This is a genomic window from Vreelandella lionensis, assembly GCF_002087295.1.
Classification (GTDB): Bacteria; Pseudomonadota; Gammaproteobacteria; order Pseudomonadales; family Halomonadaceae; genus Vreelandella; species Vreelandella lionensis.
This window is the reverse complement of the sequence record NZ_MWVI01000061.1, coordinates 73,041-94,026: the sequence shown is the minus strand read 5'-3', so window position 1 is coordinate 94,026 and position 20,986 is coordinate 73,041. Positions and strand designations below refer to the sequence as shown.

The 20,986-nt window shown below is 57.8% G+C and carries 12 protein-coding genes and 7 pseudogenes; 11 read left to right on the top strand and 8 right to left on the bottom strand.

The genetic code is table 11. From position 1 onward, the window contains the following. Positions 1 to 38: 38 nt before the first annotated feature. A pseudogene (locus tag B4967_RS08055) lies at positions 39 to 1,338 on the bottom strand (NAD(P)/FAD-dependent oxidoreductase). 134 nt (positions 1,339 to 1,472) lie between these two features. Here B4967_RS08055 and B4967_RS08050 point away from each other — a divergent pair. Then, positions 1,473 to 2,141 carry a phosphoglycolate phosphatase gene (locus tag B4967_RS08050; RefSeq protein ID WP_083024604.1) on the top strand — a complete coding sequence of 223 codons (669 nt, stop codon included), beginning with the start codon at positions 1,473 to 1,475 and terminating at the stop codon, positions 2,139 to 2,141. Positions 2,142 to 2,144: 3 nt separating this feature from the next. Here B4967_RS08050 and B4967_RS20225 read toward each other — a convergent pair whose 3' ends face one another. Next, positions 2,145 to 2,630, bottom strand: a complete 486-nt coding sequence (locus tag B4967_RS20225) for a metal ABC transporter substrate-binding protein (protein WP_279384673.1) — start codon at positions 2,628 to 2,630, stop codon at positions 2,145 to 2,147. Between the two features lie 67 nt (positions 2,631 to 2,697). Continuing rightward, a pseudogene (locus B4967_RS20220) lies at positions 2,698 to 3,063 on the bottom strand (metal ABC transporter substrate-binding protein); the annotation flags it as partial. 291 nt (positions 3,064 to 3,354) lie between these two features. On the opposite strand from B4967_RS20220, the gene B4967_RS08040 reads away from it, so the two are divergent. From B4967_RS08040 to trpC, 7 genes and pseudogenes are all read left to right on the top strand, one after another. Continuing rightward, entirely contained in the window at positions 3,355 to 5,091 is a 1,737-nt protein-coding gene (locus B4967_RS08040; RefSeq protein WP_083024602.1) for an NADH-ubiquinone oxidoreductase-F iron-sulfur binding region domain-containing protein, read from the top strand. After that, a complete protein-coding gene (locus B4967_RS19065) occupies positions 5,088 to 5,411 on the top strand; it encodes a 2Fe-2S iron-sulfur cluster-binding protein (RefSeq protein ID WP_243470407.1) in 324 nt (107 codons plus the stop codon). The genes B4967_RS08040 and B4967_RS19065 overlap by 4 nt, the downstream gene beginning before the upstream one ends. After that, a complete protein-coding gene (locus B4967_RS19060; RefSeq protein ID WP_243470406.1) occupies positions 5,377 to 5,979 on the top strand; it encodes a 4Fe-4S binding protein in 603 nt (200 codons plus the stop codon). The genes B4967_RS19065 and B4967_RS19060 overlap by 35 nt, the downstream gene beginning before the upstream one ends. Next, on the top strand, positions 5,976 to 7,904 hold the full coding sequence (locus B4967_RS08035) for a molybdopterin oxidoreductase family protein (RefSeq protein WP_340638722.1): 1,929 nt from the start codon (positions 5,976 to 5,978) through the stop codon (positions 7,902 to 7,904). The genes B4967_RS19060 and B4967_RS08035 overlap by 4 nt, the downstream gene beginning before the upstream one ends. A gap of 86 nt (positions 7,905 to 7,990) precedes the next feature. After that, positions 7,991 to 8,596 (top strand): anthranilate synthase component II, encoded by a 606-nt coding sequence (locus B4967_RS08030; RefSeq protein ID WP_083024600.1) that lies wholly within the window; start codon positions 7,991 to 7,993, stop codon positions 8,594 to 8,596. A 36-nt stretch (positions 8,597 to 8,632) separates the two neighbouring features. Next, positions 8,633 to 9,651 (top strand): annotated as a pseudogene (gene trpD, locus B4967_RS08025) (anthranilate phosphoribosyltransferase). 8 nt (positions 9,652 to 9,659) lie between these two features. Continuing rightward, complete coding sequence (gene trpC / locus B4967_RS08020; RefSeq protein ID WP_083024598.1) at positions 9,660 to 10,463, top strand: indole-3-glycerol phosphate synthase TrpC; 804 nt, start codon at positions 9,660 to 9,662, stop codon at positions 10,461 to 10,463. Positions 10,464 to 10,505: 42 nt separating this feature from the next. Here trpC and ydiJ read toward each other — a convergent pair. From ydiJ to B4967_RS08005, 3 genes and pseudogenes are all read right to left on the bottom strand, one after another. After that, positions 10,506 to 13,606, bottom strand: a pseudogene (gene ydiJ / locus B4967_RS20215) (D-2-hydroxyglutarate dehydrogenase YdiJ). 88 nt (positions 13,607 to 13,694) lie between these two features. Beyond that, positions 13,695 to 14,285, bottom strand: coding sequence for a DUF4202 domain-containing protein (locus tag B4967_RS08010; protein ID WP_083024596.1), 591 nt, complete (start codon positions 14,283 to 14,285; stop codon positions 13,695 to 13,697). Positions 14,286 to 14,396: 111 nt separating this feature from the next. Then, positions 14,397 to 15,650 carry a dicarboxylate/amino acid:cation symporter gene (locus tag B4967_RS08005; RefSeq protein ID WP_083024595.1) on the bottom strand — a complete coding sequence of 418 codons (1,254 nt, stop codon included), beginning with the start codon at positions 15,648 to 15,650 and terminating at the stop codon, positions 14,397 to 14,399. 245 nt (positions 15,651 to 15,895) lie between these two features. Between B4967_RS08005 and serS the strand changes: the two are divergent. Further along, a pseudogene (serS, locus tag B4967_RS08000) lies at positions 15,896 to 17,172 on the top strand (serine--tRNA ligase). Here the strand turns inward: serS and B4967_RS07995 are convergent. Next, positions 17,114 to 17,863, bottom strand: a pseudogene (locus tag B4967_RS07995) (SIMPL domain-containing protein). The pseudogenes serS and B4967_RS07995 sit on opposite strands and share 59 nt — an antisense overlap. Positions 17,864 to 18,138: 275 nt before the next feature. Here B4967_RS07995 and B4967_RS07990 point away from each other — a divergent pair. Continuing rightward, positions 18,139 to 19,271 (top strand): annotated as a pseudogene (locus B4967_RS07990) (AI-2E family transporter). Positions 19,272 to 19,331: 60 nt separating this feature from the next. On the opposite strand, the gene trxA reads toward B4967_RS07990, so the two are convergent. Continuing rightward, positions 19,332 to 19,655: a thioredoxin gene (gene trxA / locus B4967_RS07985; RefSeq protein ID WP_083024593.1), complete on the bottom strand. Its 324-nt coding sequence runs from the start codon at positions 19,653 to 19,655 to the stop codon at positions 19,332 to 19,334. Positions 19,656 to 19,990: 335 nt separating this feature from the next. Here trxA and cysB point away from each other — a divergent pair, with 335 nt between their 5' ends. Beyond that, positions 19,991 to 20,965: an HTH-type transcriptional regulator CysB gene (gene cysB / locus B4967_RS07980; protein WP_083024591.1), complete on the top strand. Its 975-nt coding sequence runs from the start codon at positions 19,991 to 19,993 to the stop codon at positions 20,963 to 20,965. Positions 20,966 to 20,986: the final 21 nt, after the last annotated feature.

The following is a 20,986-nucleotide window of genomic DNA, read 5'->3' as shown; positions in this document are numbered from 1 at the left end:
CACAAGAGGGGCGGGCTGATCCCGCCCTTTGCATGTCTTTAGTGCAGTTTCATACGTGGCTTGAGGTAGCGGTTCAAGTTTATCCACCAGCCATGCAAGCCCGGGTTTTGGTGCGCCGTGAATAGAGAGCTGATGCATGCGGTAGAGCGATGCATAGGCTTGCCGCGCCAGCCAGCCCTCCAAAAACAAGCCGCGAGAGGCGGAGCTGCGCATGAGGTTGCCTACCGCGTCGTAACGGGCGAGGGATACAAGCGAGCCGTGATCGCGATATTGAAAGTCGCGTAGAGGCTTTTTATCCAGGCAATGCTCCAGGTTTTTGGCGAGTAACTTCGCCTGCTGGTGGGCGGCCTGAGCGCGAGGCGGCACTGTGGCATCACTGCCCTGGGGGCAGCAAGCGCAGTCGCCCATCGCAAAAATATAGGGGTCGTCTACGCTCTGCAGCGTCTGTTTGACGTTAATCTGGTTGCGCTTGTTGGTGCTTAAGCCCAGTTCGGTGAGAAACGGCGGCGCTTTAATGCCTGCGGCCCATACGTTGAGATCGGTTTCAATCACCTCTCCGTCGCCTGTCACCAGCTGGTACTCCTGGGCTTCTTGAACCGCCGTGCCCACATGCACGGTCACCCCCATGCTCTCCAACTCCTGCTGAGCGGTCTGGCTGATGCGTTCAGACAAGCCGGGGAGCAGGCGCGGTGCCGCTTCAATCAAATGCACACTGATCGTTTGGTGATCCACCGCCGTGACGCCATAGGCATTGAGCAGGCGCGAGGCGTCTAACAATTACGCCGAAAGCTCCACCCCTGGTGCACCGCCACCCACAATCCCAATGGTGAGCTGGGTATTCTGGCGCAAATTGGGGTCGGTATAGCGCAGGAAGGTATTAATCATATCCCGCTGGAAGGCTTTGGCCTGCTGTGGGGAGTCAATAAAGTGGCAGTGCTCTGCGACCCCCTTGGTACCAAAGTCATTCGAGATACTGCCAAGTGACAGCACTAAATAGTCGTAAGTGAGCTGGCGGGCGGGCAGCACCTCCACGCCATCTTCGTCTTCAATGGGCGCCAGGTGAATGACCTTCTGTTCCCGATCCAGACCGTTGAGCGAGCCGCGCTGATAGCGGTAGTAGTGGGCCGAGGAGTGCCCGCGATAATCCACTTCATCCATGCTGGAGTTCAGCACCCCGGTGGCCAGCTCATGCAGCAGCGGCTTCCATACGTGGGTGGCGTTGCGGTCAAGCAGGACAATCTCAGCGCGCTTTTTTTTACCTAGCGTATGTCCAAGACGGGTGGCTAGGGCTAGCCCGCCCGCGCCGCCGCCCACAATCACAATTCGGGGAATGGCCATTACTCTCTCCTTGGCAAATATAGCCACAGCATAGAACCTTCTGCAGTGTATGACGAAGGGCTAAGTAGGTAAGATGATCAAATTAATCGACATTATTGCTAACTAGCAGCCGAAACACATAAGTGAGGCCACGCGTGCATACCATTTTGCAAGGAAAGCGGTTAATCGCCTTTGATTTAGACGGCACGTTAATTGACTCAGTGCCCGATTTGGCCGTTGGCGTGCAGCGGGCGCTGCAAGAAGTTGGGCTGGCGCAGCCGAGTGAAGATCAGGTGCGCGATTGGGTGGGCAACGGCGCGCAGGTACTGGTAGAGCGAGCCCTGACGTGGGCGCTGAACGTCGCACCTGAGGCGATGCTGCAACAAAACGCCTATGAAGCGTTTATGCGCCACTACGGGGCCGCACCCAATGCATTAACCAAACTCTACCCGGGTGCCTTTGAGGCGCTTCATGCGCTGCATGAGGCGGGTTTTGTGCTGGCCTTGATTACCAATAAACCCGAGCGGTTCATTGCGCCTATTTTAAGCCACTTTGGTGTGCTGGCGCTGTTCACGTCTACCGTGGGCGGCGACTCGCTGGCTGAGAAAAAACCCAGCCCGTTGCCGCTTCTGCATGTTGCCCATACGCTGGATATTGCCCCCTCGGCGAGCGTGATGGTGGGGGACTCTCGCCATGATATCGCGGCGGGTAAGGCGGCGGGCTTTTCGACGGGGGCACTGCCATATGGCTATAACCACGGCGACCCCATCGAGCAGAGCCACCCGGATCTGATAGTGGCATCGCTTCGCGAGCTGGTTAGCTAGCGCCTACTCCTCGGCCCTGGCACCTCCCAGCGCTTCATGCAACAGCTCGGCATTGTGGCGCAGCATCGCCGGGTAGTTGTAGGCGGGGCCATCGGTATCACTCAGCGTATCCACATAGAGCGGGCCTGCTAGCGTAAGGCCAGCCTCTCGCGCTAGGGCATCCATATGGATATAGGGCGTCGTGCTTTCATAAAACAGCGCGGGCGGACGTTTGTCGGTTAAGCGTTTGCTCATGATTTCCATAGCCTGGGCGCTGCCCAGTGTCTCGCTGCCTAGGCCCCAAATCGCGGCATACTCAAAGCCGTAAGCGTGGGCAAAATAGCCAAAAGCCGCTTCACTGGTAGTGAGTATACGATTGGTTTGCGGAATCCCCTCCAGGCGCTCTTTTATCTGCTGGTCGAGTAGGGCAAGCGCCTCCCTGGCTTGCACCGCTCGAGCCTGAAAAGCGGCTGCTTTGTCGGGATAGCGTACGCTTAGGGTGTGAGTGATTTCCCTCGATATAAGCGGCAGCCCCTTTTGGGTCCATCCACATATGGGGGTCCGGATTGCCTTTATGCTGACCCACTGGAATCGTCAGCGGCGCATAGTTGGCGCTTTCGGCCAGAGCCATTAGCGTTAGCGTGTCGTTGGCCATCGCTTCTACATGACGGATCCATGGCTCTAGCCCGTGGCCGTTGTAAAACACAATATCGGCCTCTTCCACTGCAAGTACGTTAGGGGGCGTCAGCTCCCAGCGGTGAACATCATCGCCCACCGGTACAATCGTCGTGATGCTGATATCATCGCCTGCCACACGCTTGACTAAATCTTCGATGACCGAAAACGACGCTATCACTTTAATCGAAGTGGCCGCGAATGCCTGGGGGGTGATGAATGTCGCCACTAATAAGAGCGTGATTATCCAGGGTGCCCGCTTGTCCATACCACGCTCCTAACCTATTAAAATGACGGCAAATCATAAAGAGTGTCCTGCTTTGTTGCTAGAGCCATTGCCGCGCTTTGCTTTAGAGCAAAGCGTAGTGCCAACTCCTGCAAACGAAGTGGTTTCACCCACGCCTGTTAACCTCTATGCTTTAAAAAAATGCCGCTTAATAACGACATGGTGGACAAAATAGCTACTATCTATGTTCGCCTAGCCCTAAGCCTAGTCTTCTTTTGACAAGCGTAGCTTTTTTTAAATCACTCTTTTGAACAGCTTTCTGGATAGCGTGTCATGACCTCTCAAAATGGTATGTCCTCTCGCCGCCGCGGGTACCCTAAAGGGCGTGATGTAGCGCCTGTCGCACTGGCGGCGCTGCGTGACCTGTTAGGCGATGAGCGCCGGACGCCCAGCCTGAAGCGTCGCGACCTGTTGATAGAGCATCTACACGCCATTCAGGATGCCCACGGCCACTTATCGCTTGTGGAACTGCGCGCCCTGGCAGCCTATATGAACCTGCCCATGGCAGCGGTGTACGAGACGGCGACGTTCTATGCCCATTTCGATGTGGTGCACGACCACCAAGCGCCCCCGCCGGATACCACAATTCGCGTCTGTGATTCTCTTTCCTGCCAATTAGCGGGGGCCAGTGCGCTACACAAAGCGTTGGAAGCCCGCGTCGATCCTGACTGTGTACGGGTGATCCGTGCGCCCTGCATGGGCCGCTGCGATACCGCGCCGGTGGCAGAAGTGGGCCATTACCATGTGCTGTATGCCACCGCAGAAGGCGTCGAAGCCGTGGTGGATACCGGCCACTTTCATCCTGAAGCGATTTTGTGGCAGCGGCTTGACGCCTATCAGCAGGCAGGTGGTTATCAGTTACTGGCCCATGTGCGCAGCGGTAAGATCAGCATTGATGAGGTGCTGCAGGCGCTTGAAGCGTCGGGCCTGCGAGGCTTGGGAGGCGCGGGCTTCCCTACGTTTAAAAAGTGGCAGGCCGTGCGCCAAGCCGCCGGGCCGCGCTACTGCGTGATTAACGCTGATGAGGGCGAACCGGGGACGTTTAAAGACCGCTACTATTTAGAGCGTGCGCCGCATCAATTTCTTGAGGGCGCGCTGGTCAGCGCCTGGGCGATAGAGGCCGAGGCGCTTTATATCTATTTGCGCGATGAGTACCCCGGCCTACACCGCGTGCTTCATGAAGCGATTGCAGAGCTTGAGCAGGCTGGATTAGTGGCGCCTGGATTTATCATCATGCGCCGGGGTGCGGGGGCTTATATCTGTGGCGAGGAGTCGGCGCTCATTGAATCCCTGGAAGGCAAGCCCGGCAAGCCGCGCCACCGCCCGCCTTACGTAGCCCAACAGGGGCTGTTTGGCCGCCCCACGCTGGTCAATAACGTTGAAACCGTCTACTGGATTCCTGCCATTTGGCACAAAGGGGCGGAATGGTTTGCTGGGCATGGGCGCAACGGTCGACGAGGCCTGCGCAGTTTTTCTGTCTCTGGGCGAGTGAGCAAGCCCGGCGTGTACTTAGCGCCAGCAGGCATTACGCTGCGCGAGTTGATAGAGGAGTATGCGGGCGGCATGTCGGAAGGGCATTCGCTGGCCGCTTACCTGCCCGGCGGCGCCTCGGGTGGCATTCTGCCCGCCAGCAAAGCCGATGTGCCGCTGGATTTCGACACGCTGCAGGCACACGGCAGTTTTATTGGGTCAGCGGCGATTATCGTGCTGTCTGATCAGGATAACCTTCAGGCGGTGGCCACCAATCTGCTGGCTTTTTTTGCCGATGAATCCTGCGGGCAGTGTACGCCTTGCCGGGTAGGCACCGAGAGAATGCTCAGTTTGCTAGAGCAACCCACATGGGATGTGCAGGCGCTCACTCGACTGGCCCAGGTGATGCAGGACGCCTCGATTTGCGGCCTGGGGCAGGCGGCACCGAACCCTGTGTTAGGGCTACTCAAGGATTTCCGCCCTGCGCTTGCCCAGCAGCAGATTATCGTCAGCGATGCCGCTGAAGGGAGTGCACCATGACCGCTTCGTTCACTATTGTCTTGGATGATCAAGAAGTCACTGCCTACCCCGGAGAATCCCTTTGGCAGGTGGCCAAGCGCGCTGGAGAGACCATTCCCCACCTCTGTTTCAAAGATGCCCCCGGCTACCGCGCCGATGGCAACTGCCGGGCCTGTATGGTGGAAGTGGAAGGCGAGCGCGTGCTGGCAGCAAGCTGTATCCGCGAGGCCAAACCCGGCATGGTGGTGCGCAGCGCCCACTCGCCCCGTGCCACACAAGCGCGTGAAACGGTATTGGAAACTGCTGATGGCCGACCAGCCCAGCCGCGCCCAAAGCCCTGACCGCTCCAGCCACTTCTGGGAAGTAGCCGACCAGTGGGCGGTCGACGAAGCGGCGGTTAAGTCGTGGCTGCCGCCACGCCGTAAAGCAGCCGTCAACCATGCAGCGGCTGCGCCAACGGTGAGCCAGCCAGATACCAGCCACCCGGCGATGCACGTCGACTTGGACGCCTGCATTACCTGCAACCTGTGCGTGCGCGCCTGCCGCGAGGTGCAGAGTAACGATGTCATCGGCATGGCGCAGCGGGGCGCCGCCGCCACCGTGGTATTTGATTTTGCCGACCCGATGGGCCAGAGCACCTGCGTGGGCTGCGGCGAGTGCGTGCAAGCATGCCCCACCGGCGCATTGATGCCCGCCACCGTGGTCAATGCCGCAGGTCAGGGCGATTCTCAAAGCCAGCGACAGGTGGATTCCGTGTGCCCCTCCGGCGGGGTGGGCTGCCAGCTGACGTACCATATTAACGACGATGCCCTGGCCTATGTGGAAGGACGCAACGGCCCCGCTAACCAGAACCGCCTGTGCGTGAAAGGCCGGTTTGGGTTTGATTACGGAGCCACCCGACACGCCTGACCAAGCCGCTGATACGCTTACCGGGTATTCCTAAGACGCTCGACTCTACCTTTGACCCTGCCAATCCATTTAGCCACTTCCGCGAAGCCAGCTGGGACGAAGCGCTGGAAATCGCGGCGGGCGGCCTAATGGCGATTAAGCAGGCGCAAGGCCCCAAAGCATTGGCGGGCTTTGGCAGCGCCAAGTGCTCTAACGAAGAGGCGTGGCTATTTCAGAAGCTGGTGCGTACCGGCTTTGGCAGCAATAACGTGGACCACTGCACGCGGCTTTGCCATGCCAGTTCTGTCGCAGCGCTGATGGAGTGCCTGGGTTCAGGCGCGGTGACCGCTTCGTTTATGCAGGCGCTGGAGGCCGATGTGGTGATTCTCACCGGCTGCAACCCGGCGGTGAATCACCCCGTAGCGGCAACATTCTTCAAGCAGGCAGCCAAGCAGGGCACCGAGATCATTATTCTCGACCCTCGCGGGCAGGCGTTGGATGCTTACGCAACCATGAGCGTGCGCTTTACACCGGGGGCGGATGTATCGCTGTTCAACGCGCTGCTCCACGTGATCATCGCGGAAGGCCTGTATAACCAAGCCTATATCGACGCCCACACCGAAGGCTTTGAAGCGCTCAAGCAGAGCGTGGCGCACAGCACACCGGACGCCATGAGCGCGCTGTGCGGCGTAGCCCCCGACACTATTCGTGAGGTGGCGCGCCGCTACGCCAACGCCGAGAAAGCGATGATTTTCTGGGGCATGGGTATTTCTCAGCACACCCACGGCACCGACAATGCCCGCTGTTTGATCTCGTTGGCACTGGCCTGCGGCCACACCGGTCGCCCCGGCACAGGCCTGCACCCCCTGCGCGGTCAAAATAACGTGCAGGGTGCCTCGGATGCGGGGCTGATTCCCATGGTGCTGCCGGACTACCAGCCTGTGGGCGATAGCCAGCTGCGTGCCGCGTTTGAAGAGCTATGGAACACGCCGCTGAGCGATGAGCCTGGGCTGACGGTGGTGGAAGTGATGAATGCGATTCACGCAGGCGAGGTGCGCGGTATGTACATTTTGGGTGAAAACACAGCGATGTCTGACCCGGATCTTACCCACGCCCGCGCCGCGCTGGGTAAGCTTGAGCATTTGGTGGTGCAGGATCTGTTTATCACCGAAACCGCTCAGTTCGCGGACGTGATTCTGCCTGCTTCAGCGTGGCCCGAAAAAGACGGCACCGTGACCAACACTAACCGCCAAGTACAGCTGGGCAGGGCGGCCTTACCGCTGCCAGGAGAAGCTAAGCCGGACTGGTGGATCATCCAAGAGATCGCTAATCGCTTTGGGCTGGGCTGGCGCTATCAGCACCCGCAAGAAGTGTTTGCCGAAATGCAGCAGGGCATGCACTCGTTCAATCACATTAGCTGGGAGCGGCTAGCGCGGGAGAACTCCGTCACATACCCCTGCCCAGCCGAGGATGCCCCCGGCCAGGACGTGGTCTTTAGCGACGCCTTTCCGCGCGCTGGCGGGCTGGCTAAATTCGCCCCCACGCGCCCGCTCCCGCCGGACGAGCCGGTGGATGACGCGTACCCCACGGTACTGACCACCGGCCGCCAGTTGGAGCATTGGCATACGGGCTCCATGACGCGGCGTGCCCAGGTGCTCGACGCCCTAGAGCCAGAGGCGGTTGCCAGTCTCTCACCGGGCGAACTCAACCGCCTGGGGGTGGCACCGGGCGAGAAGCTCACCATAACCACGCGGCGTGGAACGATTACGCTGACCGCCCGAGTGGACGATAAAATCCCCGATGGGATGGTGTTTGTGCCGTTTGCCTATGCCGAGGCCGCCGCCAATCTGCTCACCAACCCGGCCCTGGACCCCTATGGTAAAATACCCGAGTTCAAGTACGCTGCCTGCCGACTGGAGCGGGCAGCAGTGCCGCAGCCCCACTAAGCGCTTGCTGCCCCTGCAAGGAGTGTCTGGGTTGGGGTATCATCCTGCCAGTGCGGTTTTATTTATGTGATGGAGTAAGCGGGGCGATGGCGCAAGCGCAGGCAGTGCAACGGGTGTTGATGCTGGATAACTACGACAGCTTCACGTTTAACATCGTCCAGTACCTGGGTGAGCTGGATGCCGAGGTGATGACCTATCGCAACGATGAGATTACCCTGGAGCAGATGCGTGCCCTGGCGCCTACCCATCTGGTGATTTCGCCCGGCCCGTGTACACCCAACGAGGCGGGCATTTCGCTAGCGGCCATCGAGCATTTTGCGGGCAAACTGCCTATTTTGGGCGTTTGCCTGGGGCATCAAGCCATCGGCCAGGTGTACGGCGGCAAAGTGGTGCGGGCACCCCAGGTGATGCACGGCAAAACCTCGGCCGTTGTACACCGTGGGCAGGGCGTGTTCAGCGGGCTGGAAAACCCGCTGGAAGTGACGCGCTATCACTCATTGGTGGTTGAGCAGGAGAGCCTGCCCGACTGCTTGGAAGTGACCGCCTGGACCGCCGAGGATGACGTAACGCCCGGGCTGATCATGGGCTTTCGTCATCGTACCCTTGATGTGGAAGGGGTACAGTTTCACCCTGAGTCGATACTCACGCGCCAGGGCCATGCGTTATTGGCCAATTTTTTACAACGCGGCTGATCGCCAAATTCATACGCTTTAGGGGCTTTCCTGCTCATGCAAATGCGAGACGCAATTAACGCGGTGATGCGCCGCGAAGACCTCTCTTTCAATGCGATGCACGCACTGATGCGCCAGATCATGACCGGCGAAGCCTCCGACGCGCAAATTGGCGGCCTGCTGGTGGGGCTGGCCATGAAAGGCGAAAGCGCTGAAGAGATTAGCGCCGCCGCCCAGGTGATGCGCGATTTAATGAAACGCGTCGAGCTACACACCGAGAACGTGGTGGATATCGTCGGCACCGGCGGCGATGGCGCGAACCTGTTTAATGTGTCCACGGCGTCTAGTTTTGTGGCCGCTGCTGGCGGTGCCCATGTGGCTCAACATGGCAATCGCAGCGTCTCCTCTTCTTCTGGCAGCGCCGATTTATTCGATATTGCTGGCATCTATCTCGACCTCAAGCCTGAAAAAGTGGCGCGCTGCATTGAGCAGGTCGGCGTTGGCTTTATGTTCGCACCTAACCACCACCCAGCCATGCGCTATGCCATTGGGCCACGGCGGGAAATGGGCGTGCGTACGCTTTTTAATTTTCTTGGCCCTTTACCAACCCCGCCAGTGCGCCCAATCAAGTGCTGGGCGTATATTCAGCGGAGCTGGTGCCGCTGATGGCCGAAGTGTTGCGCAAGCTGGGTAGCCGCCATGTCATGGTGGTGCATTCTGAAGATGGCCTGGATGAGATCTCCCTGGCGGCGCCCACTCTGGTGGCGGAGCTAAAAGAGGGCGAGATTACCCAGTACACCATTACCCCGGAATCCCTGGGCATCGAGCGCCAAAGCCTCGCCACCCTTAAAGCGTCCAGCGCGGAAGATAGCCTGCGTTTGGTGAAAGCCGCACTTAGCGGTGAAGGAGCGGCGGCAGATATGGTGGCACTCAACGCCGGGGCTGCGCTTTACTGCGCGGGCGTGGCCGATAGCTTGAAAGAGGGCGTGATGGTGGCCCAGGATGCCCAGGCCTCCAAACTACCGCTTGAAAAGCTCAGAGAGCTTTCGCACTTCACTAGCGTCTTTAAAGGGTAAAACTTCCAATGAGTGACCAGGCAACGCCGACTATTTTAACGCGCATTTTGGCCCGTAAAGACCAGGAAGTCGCTGAGCGTCAGCAGGCGGTATCTGAGGCTGATCTGCTAGCGCTGGCGGAGAAGCAGAGCGCGCCCCGTGGCTTTATTGATGCATTGAATCAGCGTATTGCGGCAGGCGACGCAGCAGTGATCGCCGAGGTGAAAAAAGCCTCGCCCTCTAAAGGCGTGATGCGGGAAGAGTTTCACCCAGCGGATATTGCCAAAAGCTACGCCCAGGGCGGCGCAGCGTGCCTTTCCGTGCTGACCGATGCCGACTTCTTCCAGGGCCATGAGGATTACCTAATTGCCGCTCGCGATGCCTGCGACCTGCCGGTGATCCGCAAAGACTTTATCACCCACGGTTATCAGGTCACTGAAGCGCGCGCCATCGGTGCGGACTGCATCCTATTAATTGTGGCGGCGCTCAATGACACTCAACTGCGCGACCTGCACCAGCAGGCCAACGCATTGGGGATGGATGTGCTGGTGGAAGTTCACGATGCAGAGGAGCTAGAGCGCGCCCTGGCGTTGGATTTGAAGCTGGTGGGTATTAACAACCGCAACCTACACACCTTTGATACCAGCCTGAATACCACCTTGGACCTGCTGCCGCGTATCCCTGAAGGCGTGACCGTGATCACCGAATCCGGCATTCACACGCGTGATGACGTAGAGCTAATGCGTGACCACGAGGTCAATGGCTTTTTGGTGGGTGAAGCGTTTATGCGCGAAGAGGACCCTGGTTTGGCCCTCAAGCGGTTGTTTTTCTAAACGCCCACACGGATACCAGCAAGCCCCAGCAGGCCAGCCGCGTTAGCGGCTGGCCTGTTTGATACTGGTCAGCAGAGCTTGCAGAGGATGGGGCAGGGTTTGCGCTGAGTAGCGCTTCACCTGACTGCGGCAGGAGTAGCCGGTGGCCAGTAGCTTACCGCTGTTCTCCTCAGCTTCGACCTGGGGCTGCCAGGACTGGGCGTAAATCGTTTTAGAGGTGGCGACGTTACGGGTCTCATGGCCGTAGGTGCCGGACATGCCGCAGCAGCCCGTGGTGGCCAGCTCCAACTGCAAACCAAACGCTGCAAATACCTGCTGCCACGCTTTTGGGCTGCCCGGCGCATTGGTTTTTTCGGTGCAGTGGGAAAGCAGCTTAAAGCCTGGGTCCTTGAGCGTTAGCTGGCCGAGGGCGAGGGTGTTAACGCGGGTGGCTAGCCACTCCTGCAGCATCAGTACGTTCGGCACTTGCTCAGGGCCCAGCGCTTTGACGTACTCCTGGCGGTAGGTCAGCGTCATGGCGGGGTCGATGCTACCATAGGAACCTCGAACTCGCTGAGTGCGCGAAGGCGTTTGGCCTGCTTCTCTGCCGTGCGCTCAAAGGCACCTAAAAAGCCCTGTACGTGCAGCGGCTTGCCGTTGGCGGAAAACGGCATGACAAACACGCGCAGGTTCAGCCGCGATAGCAGCTCTACCACATCCATCACCAGCTTGGCTTCAAAGTGGGTGGTGAAGGCGTCTTGCACAATCACGACGCTGTTGGCCCGCTGCTGCTCGGTGAGTAGCGCAAGCGATGTGGGCGTGGCTTCCGCAACGCCCCAGGCGCGCAGTTGCTTTTTCACGCTAGCACGGGAGAGTGCGGGGGAGTCGCTAATGCCGAGCCCTTTCTGCATGAGTTGCTCGACCCAGCGCTGGCCAAGGGCGGCGTTATACAGCGGAGCCATCTTGGTTAACGCAGGCAGCATAAATTCGGTGCCGCCAATCACGTAGTCGCGCAGCGGGCGCAGGTAGCGGCCGTGGTACACCTCCAAAAACTGCGAACGGAACTGGGGCACGTTGACTTTGATGGGGCACTGGCCCGCGCAGGATTTACACGCCAAGCAGCCCGCCATGGCGTCGTAGACTTCATGGGAGTAGTCGTGGTGCTGCTGGCGGCTAACGGTGTTCATCGCCCGCTTGGGGAAGCTTTTGATAAAGCCCCAGGTGCGCTCGGCTTTCTTTTTGCGCGACTCTTCCACCACGTCGATGCCCGCTTGCGACTGCAAGCGCAGCCACTCACGAATCAAGCTGGCGCGGCCTTTAGGGGAGTGGCGGCGGTCGCGGGTAGCCTTCCACGAGGGGCACATGGGGTCGTCCACATCGTAGTTGTAGCAAGCGCCGTTGCCGTTGCAGTACACCGCTGCGTCATAGGCCTGCCAGGCCCGCTCGTCAATGGTGCGGTCGAGCTGGCCGCGCATGGGGACACCATCGACGGTGAGTAGTTCCGGGTCGCTCTCTTTCGCAATCAGCGTGGTGCTTTCAGAAGGTGAAGCGATCTTGCCGGGGTTGAGCTGGTTGTGCGGGTCGAACGCCGCCTTGACCTGCTGTAGGCAGGGGTAAAGCTCACCGAAAAACTTCGGCCCGTACTCGGAGCGCACGCCTTTTCCGTGTTCGCCCCACAGCAGCCCGCCGTACTTCTGGGTGAGCGCAGCGACTTCATCAGAAATCTCGCGAATCAGAGCTTCCTGGGCGGGGTCTTTCATATCCAGCGCCGGGCGCACGTGTAGCACCCCCGCATCCACATGGCCGAACATGCCGTAGGAGAGCTTGCGTGCATCCAGCGCGGCGCGGAACTCGGTAATGAAGTCGGCCAAGTGTTCCGGCGGAACGGCGGTGTCTTCCACGAACGGCAGCGGACGCTTCTCCCCCTGAACGTTACCCAGCAGACCTACCGAGCGTTTGCGCATAGCGTAGACTTTCTGGATCTGCGGGCGGCCTTCCGCCAGGGTGTAGCCCAATCGCTCTACGGTGGCATCCTGGCTCAGGTGCTGGGTAAACGCCGTTACACGCGCTGCGAGCTGTTCGGGGTCATCGTCGTTGAACTCGATCAGGTTGATGCCCTGAATGGGCGTGCTGCCCGCCGGGAAAAATTCCGCCACGCTGTCCCAAACGAAGTCGTCCATCGCCAGTTGCAGCACGGTGTCGTCGATGGTTTCAATGGAGGTGGGCGATGCGCTGGCGGTCATCAGCGCCTTGGCATCCCGCAAGGCATCCATAAAGCTCGGGTAGCGAACATTCACTAGCGTAGAGTGCTTGGGAATCGGCAAGACGTTGAGCACGGCTTCGCTCAAAAAGCCCAGAGAGCCTTCTGAACCGCACAGCAGGCTATTCAGGTTGAGCTGGCCCTCTTCGCGTAGATGCGCCAGGTCGTAGCCGGTCAGGCAGCGGTTGAGCGGCGGGAACGTCGCCTCAATCAATTCGCGCTGCTGATCGATAATCGCAGGGCGGTTTGGTGTACTTTACCCAGCACGCCTGCTTGCGCTAACGCCTGCTGCTCCTCTTCCGCGTTGAGTGGGCGGCTGTGTAAATGCTGCCCGCCGAGCAGAATCGTATCCAGCTCTAACACGTGGTGGCGGGTTTTGCCGTACTGGCAGCTACCTTGGCCACTAGCGTCGGTGGAGATCATGCCGCCAATGGTGGCGCGGTTAGAGGTGGAAGAGTTCGGGGGCGAAAAACAGCCCGTGGGGCTTCAGCGCGGCGTTGAGCTGATCTTTGACCACGCCTGCCTGTACCCGCACACGGCGGGCTTCCACGTCAATCTCTTTGATTTGGTTCATATGGCGGGAGACATCCACCACGATGCCATCGGTCAGCGACTGGCCGTTGGTGCCGGTGCCGCCGCCCCGCGGGGTCAGGACGATATCCCGGTGGGGCAGCTCGGAGGCGAGCTTGGCAAGGCGCTCTAAGTCTTCGGCGTGTTTGGGAAACACCGCCGCCTGGGGAAGGCGCTGGTAAATCGAGTTATCCGTCGCCAGCACGGTGCGGTTGGCATAATCCGGCGCTATTTCACCTTCGAACCCGCGGGCGCGGAGGACGTCGAGAAAACGTACATAGCGGCTGTTCAGGCGTTCAAAAGGGGCCGTGCGAGAATCCAGGGATGCAATCATAGGGGGTTAAGCCGTCACTGCTGGAAGCGGGTAGGGGATAGCGCTACTTTACCGCAGCTACTGCGGCGGTGCATCTTGATGGGGCATCTCAGTGGCTGTCTAACGCCTCTTTGACGAGCGTTGCACAGGCGTCGTTCATGGGCAGCGTCAGGGCTAGCGCATGCGCCTGCGGCGACATCTTGCCCCAGGTCTTTTGCACAATGCGCACCATGTGGTCGTGCTCCACCTTGCGTGAGAAATCGGCGAAGTAGTTTTCTAAGAACACTAGGCAGGCGCAGTCTTCCAGGGCTTGCACATCGCTATCGCGCCCCAGGCCTTGCTTGCGAATCATGCTGGCGACGCGTTTGGCCTCCTCTTGGGAATAGCCCGCCTCTTCCATGAGTGCCGCCGTGGTATCACCTGCCTGGGCCCTGTGGTCCCGCCGCCAAGTTAAGTAGCCAATGCGGCCTTCTGGGTAATCGCTTCGCGGCAGTTGCCAGCGCTGCAGATGCTGGGCGCGCACGGCTATGCTTAACAGCTCGTTAGGGGCATCCTGCAATTGTTCTAACCATCGGCTCATGCGCTGGGCATAGATAAGCTCTTGTGGCTGAGAAGTGCCATCTGCGAGAGTGGTTGGCCGGGGGTCTTGAGCATGAAGCGCATCAATAGCGGCAAGGGTGTGTTCAAAGGCAGAAGACATATCGGCTCGCTTAGTTCAGTGGTCAAGGTGACATCCTAGCAGCTTGTAGTTCGGTATAAAAAAGCGCCCGCTAGCAAGGGCAGCGGGCGCGAGGGATAGCCTAATCGATTATTAAGAGCGGCTGGTGTTGTAGATTTTTTCGTTGAGTTCGCCTTCGCTTTTACCTACCAGCGTGGTGACCATAAGATCTCCTGCGACGTTAACACTGGTACGCGCCATATCCAGAATGCGGTCAATACCCGCAACCACGGCAATAGCTTCAAGGGGTAGGCCAATTTGTGCCATCACGATGGAGAGCATAATCAGGCCTGCACCAGGAACGCCTGCGGTACCAATCGAGGCCAGCGTGCCGGTGGCTACGATCATGCCGTAATCCATCATGCTCAAATCAGTGCCGGTCATCTGAGCAATAAACAGCACCACCACGCCTTGATACAGTGCGGTGCCATCCATATTGATGGTGGCGCCTACGGGCAGTACAAAGCCGGACACCCCTTCCGATACGCCCAGGTTTTTCTGTGCGCAGCGAATTGAGACGGGCAGGGTGCCTGCTGAGGAAGCAGAAGAAAACGCCACCACGATGGCATCCAGGCTGCCTTTTAAGTAGCGCACCGGGTTCAAACGACCCATCAGAGAAATAAAGCCAGAGTAGATAACGAGTACATGCAAAATGCTGGCGAGATAGACCACACCGATCAGTTTGGCGAGTGGGAGCAAAATTTCTAAGCCATACTGACCCGATACATGGGCAATCAAACCAAACACCCCGAATGGCGCAAACGCCATCACGAGGCCAGTGAGTTTATACATGGCTTCCGCGAAGCTATCGAAGACCTTCATCACCGGCTCGCCTTTTTCACCGATAAGCGTTAGCGAGATGCCCAAGCCAATGGCAAACACAATGATCTGCATAATGTTGCCATTAGCCAGGGCATCAATCGGGTTGCGCGGCACGAGATTAATGAGAATCGACATCAGCGACGGTGCTTCGTTAGCCGAGACTTCAGAGTCGAAACTTAGCCCGACACCCACCCCAGGCTGCAGCAGGGTAGAGAGCACAAGGCCAATGCTGATGGCAAAGGCGGTGGTCACTAAGTAAAGGATAATGGTGCGAGCCCCAATACGGCCCATCTTCTGTGGATCGCGCATGGAGGTAATACCCACCACCAGCGTCGAAAAGACCAGCGGCACAATCAGCATCATAATGGCATTAATGAAGATGTCGCCTAGTGGCTTAAATACACTCGCTGTTTCGCCGAGCAGTGCGCCTGCCAGCACCCCGAGCGCCAAACCAGCCAGGATTTTCTGCCATAGAGCGATACGTCGCCACCAACCAAATTTTCCTTGCGTTGCGGTCTCCTGCATAAACTTTCTCCTTTTCTATAACCCGTTGTTAGTGGTTCTTGCTTTAAAGCGGCGGGCACTCTATCACTTTTGGCTAATAAGGGGGGAGGGACATGCGCAAGGGTCATGGTGTATACCCGCCAACGACTAAGTTCAGCATGGTGGCGCGCTGCCATAGCCCCAACTCGCGCTTTTGCCTACAATAGGCCCCTTTGTCACGGCCTTTGAGAGCCGTGTTTCACTGAATTCTGGCCAAGGGATAACTCATGCTCGATCCGAAACTGCTGCGCGGCGATCTTGATGCAACTGCGCAACAACTGGCCCGCCGGGGCTTCGAACTCGATAAAGCGGCATTGCAGGCGCTAGAGTCGCGCCGTCGTGAGTTGCAAACCCAGACCGAGCAGTTGCAGAACGAGCGGAATACGCGCTCCAAATCGATTGGTAAGGCCAAGGCCAATGGCGAAGATATCCAACCGCTGCTGGATGAGGTGAGCGACTTAGGTGACCGTTTGGATGCTGCCAAGCGCGAGCTGGCGGAAGTTCAGGCCGAGTGGGATGACGCAATTAGCGGTATTCCCAACCTGCCCCATGAGAGCGTGCCGGAAGGCAAGAGCGAAGATGATAACGTGGAGCTGCACCGCTGGGGCACGCCGCGTGAGTTCGACTTTGAGGTGCTGGACCATGTGGATTTGGGTAAGAAGTCCGGCTATCTCGATTTTGAACTGGCGGCCAAGCTAACCGGCGCGCGCTTTGCAGTGATGCGCGGGCCCATCGCTCGCCTGCATCGCGCGCTGGCGCAGTTTATGCTGGATACGCAAACCCAGCAGCACGGCTATGAAGAGTGCTATGTGCCTTATATGGTGAATCGGGATTCGCTGATGGGTACGGGCCAGCTGCCCAAGTTCGGCGAGGATCTGTTCAAGCTGAACGATGAGCGGGAGTACCACCTGATTCCCACGTCGGAAGTCCCGCTGACGAATTTTGTGCGCGATGAGATTGTAGAATTAGCGGCGCTGCCGATGAAGCTGACCGCCCACACGCCGTGTTTCCGCTCGGAAGCGGGCTCCCATGGGCGCGATACCCGTGGCATGATTCGTCAACACCAGTTCGATAAGTCGAGATGGTGCAAATTGTGGAGCCGGAGAAGAGCTACGAAGCGCTGGAAGAGATGCGCGGCCACGCAGAAGCCATTCTGCAGGCGCTTGAGTTGCCGTATCGGGTGGTGACGCTGTGTACGGGCGACATGGGCTTTGGCGCGGCGAAAACCTACGATTTGGAAGTGTGGCTGCCAAGCCAAAACACTTACCGGGAAATCTCTTCCGTGTCTAACTGCGAAGATTTCCAGGCGCGTCGGATGCAGGCCCGTTACCGCCATCCGGATGCTAAAAAGCCGCAGTTGCTGCATACGTTGAATGGCTCGGGCCTTGCGGTAGGGCGCTGCCTACTGGCGGTGCTTGAAAACCACCAGCAGGCGGATGGGTCGATTACTGTTCCAGCTCCCCTGCAACCCTACCTGGGCGGCCTCGAGCGTCTTGCCCTCTAAGCGCCCACTCAACGCTTACCCCGGCATCAATACGAATGGTGCCGGGGCGGTAGTCGCTGGCTGAGCCGCTGCTCATGGCGTCGCTTTCAGCACGCATGGCCATCATGCGGGGTTGAAAAACCGGCGCTTGGGTCTCTTCAATGCGTTGAACAGGGCCAAGCGTGACATCTAGCGTGCTCGCCATAAGGTCGGCTTTATGGCGGGCTTTTTCTAACGCTTTTTTTCATGCTTCCTCGGTGGCGGCGTCGCGATCCTGCAGGTCAAACTGCACACCATCTAACGCATTTACACCAGCGCCAATCAAAGCGTCCAGCACATCGCCTAATTGGTCTATATTAGTTAGCTCAACGCTGAAGGGACGTTCTAAGCGGGTGCGCATCAGCGGCTCTTGTTCGCCGTTGTCGTTGCGCGGGCCTGCGACATGCTCAGGATACACGTTCAGGGGGCCTGCATTGATGGCGCGTTGCTCAATGCCAATCTCTTCCATGGCGGCAATCAACTCGCTGGCACGCTGCTCAAGCCGCTCGCGGGCGCTGCCCAGGGCTTCGCTATCGGTGGCGTCTAAGGTTGAAACCGCTGGGGTGTTTTCCCACAAACGCGCAGAGAGCGTGGCTTTATCGGGTTCAACTTCCACCCATGACTGCGCCTGAACGTGAAGGCTTGGCGGAGCAGGCGGCGCGGCGTAAGCCATAGGGGCAGCCAATAGGGCAAACAAAGCGCTGCCCACGATGCCGTAGCGGAGGCGTTTAAAGTGTTGCGTTGCTGTATTCATAGGTCACTTCCTTGCTAAGAGAGCCAATGAGTAGAGTAGGCTAACTAATATTGTGTATCGCTGCTTGGAAGGAAAGGTTGCCATAAAGTTCACTGGCAAAGAGTAGACGGAAAACAGTTGCTTAAGGTTTGCATGTTTTGTGCAATAACAGGCAAGCAGCCATTATGTATGGATAACACGCTAAGGAAAGGGCTATGTCGAAGTTGTCGGATGAGGATTATCGAAGTATCCCGCTCAATGCCACACTAGCGCTTGCCGCGTTGGTAGTGATTATTGCGGGAATGAAAGTGGGCGCGGACCTGTTGGTGCCGCTACTGCTGGCGGTGTTTATTGCCGTGGTGTGCACCTCACCCGTGCAGTGGCTGCATCGCTGCGGTTTGAGTCGGCGGATGTCGGCGTTGATTACGCTACTGGTGTTGGTGGGTTTTATATCGCTTATTGGCCTGTTGGTGGTCAATCGCTTTAGTACCTTTGTTGAAGCGCTACCTGATATTGAATCCAGGCTTTACGAGCACTACTGGGACTTGCTCAATGCGCTGGCTTCTCGTGGGTTGGCTATCGACCCTGACCAGCTCAGTTCGATGTTTGCCATGGAGGAGGACGGCTCCTGGGTGGCCACACTGCTGGGTGAGATTGGCTCGCTGTTTATGCAGGGCAGTATCGTCGCGCTGCTGGTGATTTTCATGCTGTTCGAGACGCTGAATTTTCGCGATAAGGTGTCCCGGGCGCTTGAAAATCCGGCACCGAGCTTGAAACGGTTTAGTGAATTTAGCCTAACGCTAAAACGCTACTTGGCGGTTAAAACCGTGATTAGTTTGGCAACCGGTGTGTTGGTCTGGCTCTCGTGCCTGCTGGTGGGCGTTGAGTTTCCGCTGCTGTGGGGCGTATTGGCATTTGCGCTTAACTTTATTCCTAATATTGGCTCGGCGTTGGCGCGATTCCGCCGGTACTGCTGCTGTTGGTGTCTCAGGATGGCGGTGTGCTGCAGGCGTTGCTGTTGGCATCGGCGTACTAGGTCATCAACTTTATTTTGGGCAATTTGATTGAGCCTAGAGTGATGGGGCAGGCGCTGGGGTTATCCACATTTGTGGCGTTTCTTTCACTGGTGGTGTGGGGGTGGATCTTTGGCGCGGCGGGCATGCTGCTGTCGGTGCTGCTAACGATGACGCTAAAGATTGCTTTTGATAGCCACCCTCAAACGCGCTGGATAGCCCATCTATTAGGGCCGGGTAAGCAGCGTAATGTGCAGATGAGACGCCCTGGAGACGCACGTCGGCCGCCTTGGAAGCGGGGAGAGGGGGCGAAGCGAGAAAAAAGCGACGCTTAGGCAGGCAATGCCAATAAGAAGAGAGATACCGCTGGCAGTGCCAGCGGTAACGTTACCAGCTTAGGCGTTTTGGTCGATAAACTGGGTCAACTGCGACTTAGATTGCGCGCCAACCAGTGAAGCGTCTTTGGTGCCGGATTTAAACAGCATGACGGTGGGTACACCGCGCACGCCCTGTTCGGCGGCAATTTCAGGTGCATCGTCAACGTTCACACTGACAACTTTCAGTTTGTCGCCGCGCTCTGCTGCTACTTCATCAACAACAGGTGCCATGACTTTACACGGGCCGCACCAGGGGGCCCAGAATTTCAGCAGGACAGGCTGTTCGGCGTTGAGGACTTCTTGCTCAAAATTGGCGTTGGTGACATCAACATTATTAGCCATTTGCTTCTCCCGTTTGCGTTGCTCTTACTGTTTCGTTGCCTCAAATGGAGCAACGGTCATTACGCGAAATATTAGCGCATTTTCACCGCGCCAAGTTGCCAGATGTTAGCGGGCGCGAAGGGTGCTGGCAAATTCCTGATGCGATTTGTCCTTAAATAGAAAAAATTAATAGATGTTCATAGCCTCTATTTTTTATACTATAAGTGAATTACAAGACGTTTTTTTATTCAAAAATGTGCTCATTGAGCCATGAAACCGCGCGCTTGGCTAAGCACACAGTGGCAGCGTGAGGATGCGCTTTTACGTGCTTCCTGCATAGATTATAGGGTGAGGATATGAAGCTACAGCAACTTCGCTATATCTGGGAAGTCAATCGACACAACCTGAACGTCTCGGCAACGGCGCAGAGTTTGTTTACCTCTCAACCGGGTATCTCAAAGCAGATTCGTTTGCTGGAGGATGAGCTAGGCGTTGAAATCTTTGCTCGCAGTGGCAAACAGGGAACCCGCGTCACCCCTGCTGGGCATTCGATTATCGAGCTAGCAGGCCAGGTACTTAAGCTGACCGAAAATATCAAGCAGGTTGCGCAAGAGCATAGCGACGAGCGCCGCGGGAGCCTGGCGATTGCCACGACCCATACTCAAGCTCGCTATGCGCTGCCGCCGATTATCAGTGAATTTACTCTGAAATACCCCGAAGTGGCGCTGCATATGCAGCAAGGCACGCCTAAGCAGATTGCCCAGATGGTGAGCGAAGGGCTGGCAGATTTTGCTATTGCGACGGAATCATTAGAGCTATTTACCGATTTAGTGCTGCTGCCGTGCTACCGCTGGAACCGTTGCGTACTGGTGCCCAAAGAGCACCCACTGGCAATGCTGGATGGCCAGCTAACGCTTGAGGCCCTAGCCGAGCATCCGCTGGTGACTTACGTGTTCGGGTTTACCGGGCGTTCACAGTTAGACGATGCATTCAAAGCGAAGGGCTTAACACCCAATGTGGTACTAACCGCTGCCGATGCCGATGTGATCAAGACTTACGTTCGCCTAGGTATGGGCGTTGGCATTGTCGCTCACATGGCCGTAGATCCAGTGCTAGATAGTGACCTAGTGGCTCTGGATGCCAGCCATTTATTTGCCAGCTCCACCACTAAAATCGGCATTCGGCGTGGCACCTTTATGCGCGGCTACATGTACGACTTCCTGGCTCGCTTTGCGCCTCACTTAACCCGTGACCGGGTGGACGAAGCACTCATGGCCGGCCCGCGCTTTGAGCAAGCGCTGTTTGAGGGTGTAGAACTGCCTGAGTATTAAGTACTATTTCATTTTAAGCCC

Excerpts from the sequence above, each read along its gene's own strand:
- B4967_RS08040 (WP_083024602.1), top strand. The coding sequence starts at position 3,355 with ATGACCTCTCAAAATGGTATGTCCTCTCGCCGCCGCGGGTACCCTAAA.
- B4967_RS19065 (WP_243470407.1), top strand. The coding sequence starts at position 5,088 with ATGACCGCTTCGTTCACTATTGTCTTGGATGATCAAGAAGTCACTGCC.
- B4967_RS19060 (WP_243470406.1), top strand. The coding sequence starts at position 5,377 with ATGGCCGACCAGCCCAGCCGCGCCCAAAGCCCTGACCGCTCCAGCCAC.
- B4967_RS08030 (WP_083024600.1), top strand. The coding sequence starts at position 7,991 with ATGGCGCAAGCGCAGGCAGTGCAACGGGTGTTGATGCTGGATAACTAC.
- trpC (WP_083024598.1), top strand. The coding sequence starts at position 9,660 with ATGAGTGACCAGGCAACGCCGACTATTTTAACGCGCATTTTGGCCCGT.
- B4967_RS08010 (WP_083024596.1), bottom strand. The coding sequence starts at position 14,285 with ATGTCTTCTGCCTTTGAACACACCCTTGCCGCTATTGATGCGCTTCAT.
- B4967_RS08005 (WP_083024595.1), bottom strand. The coding sequence starts at position 15,650 with ATGCAGGAGACCGCAACGCAAGGAAAATTTGGTTGGTGGCGACGTATC.
- trxA (WP_083024593.1), bottom strand. The coding sequence starts at position 19,655 with ATGGCTAATAATGTTGATGTCACCAACGCCAATTTTGAGCAAGAAGTC.
- cysB (WP_083024591.1), top strand. The coding sequence starts at position 19,991 with ATGAAGCTACAGCAACTTCGCTATATCTGGGAAGTCAATCGACACAAC.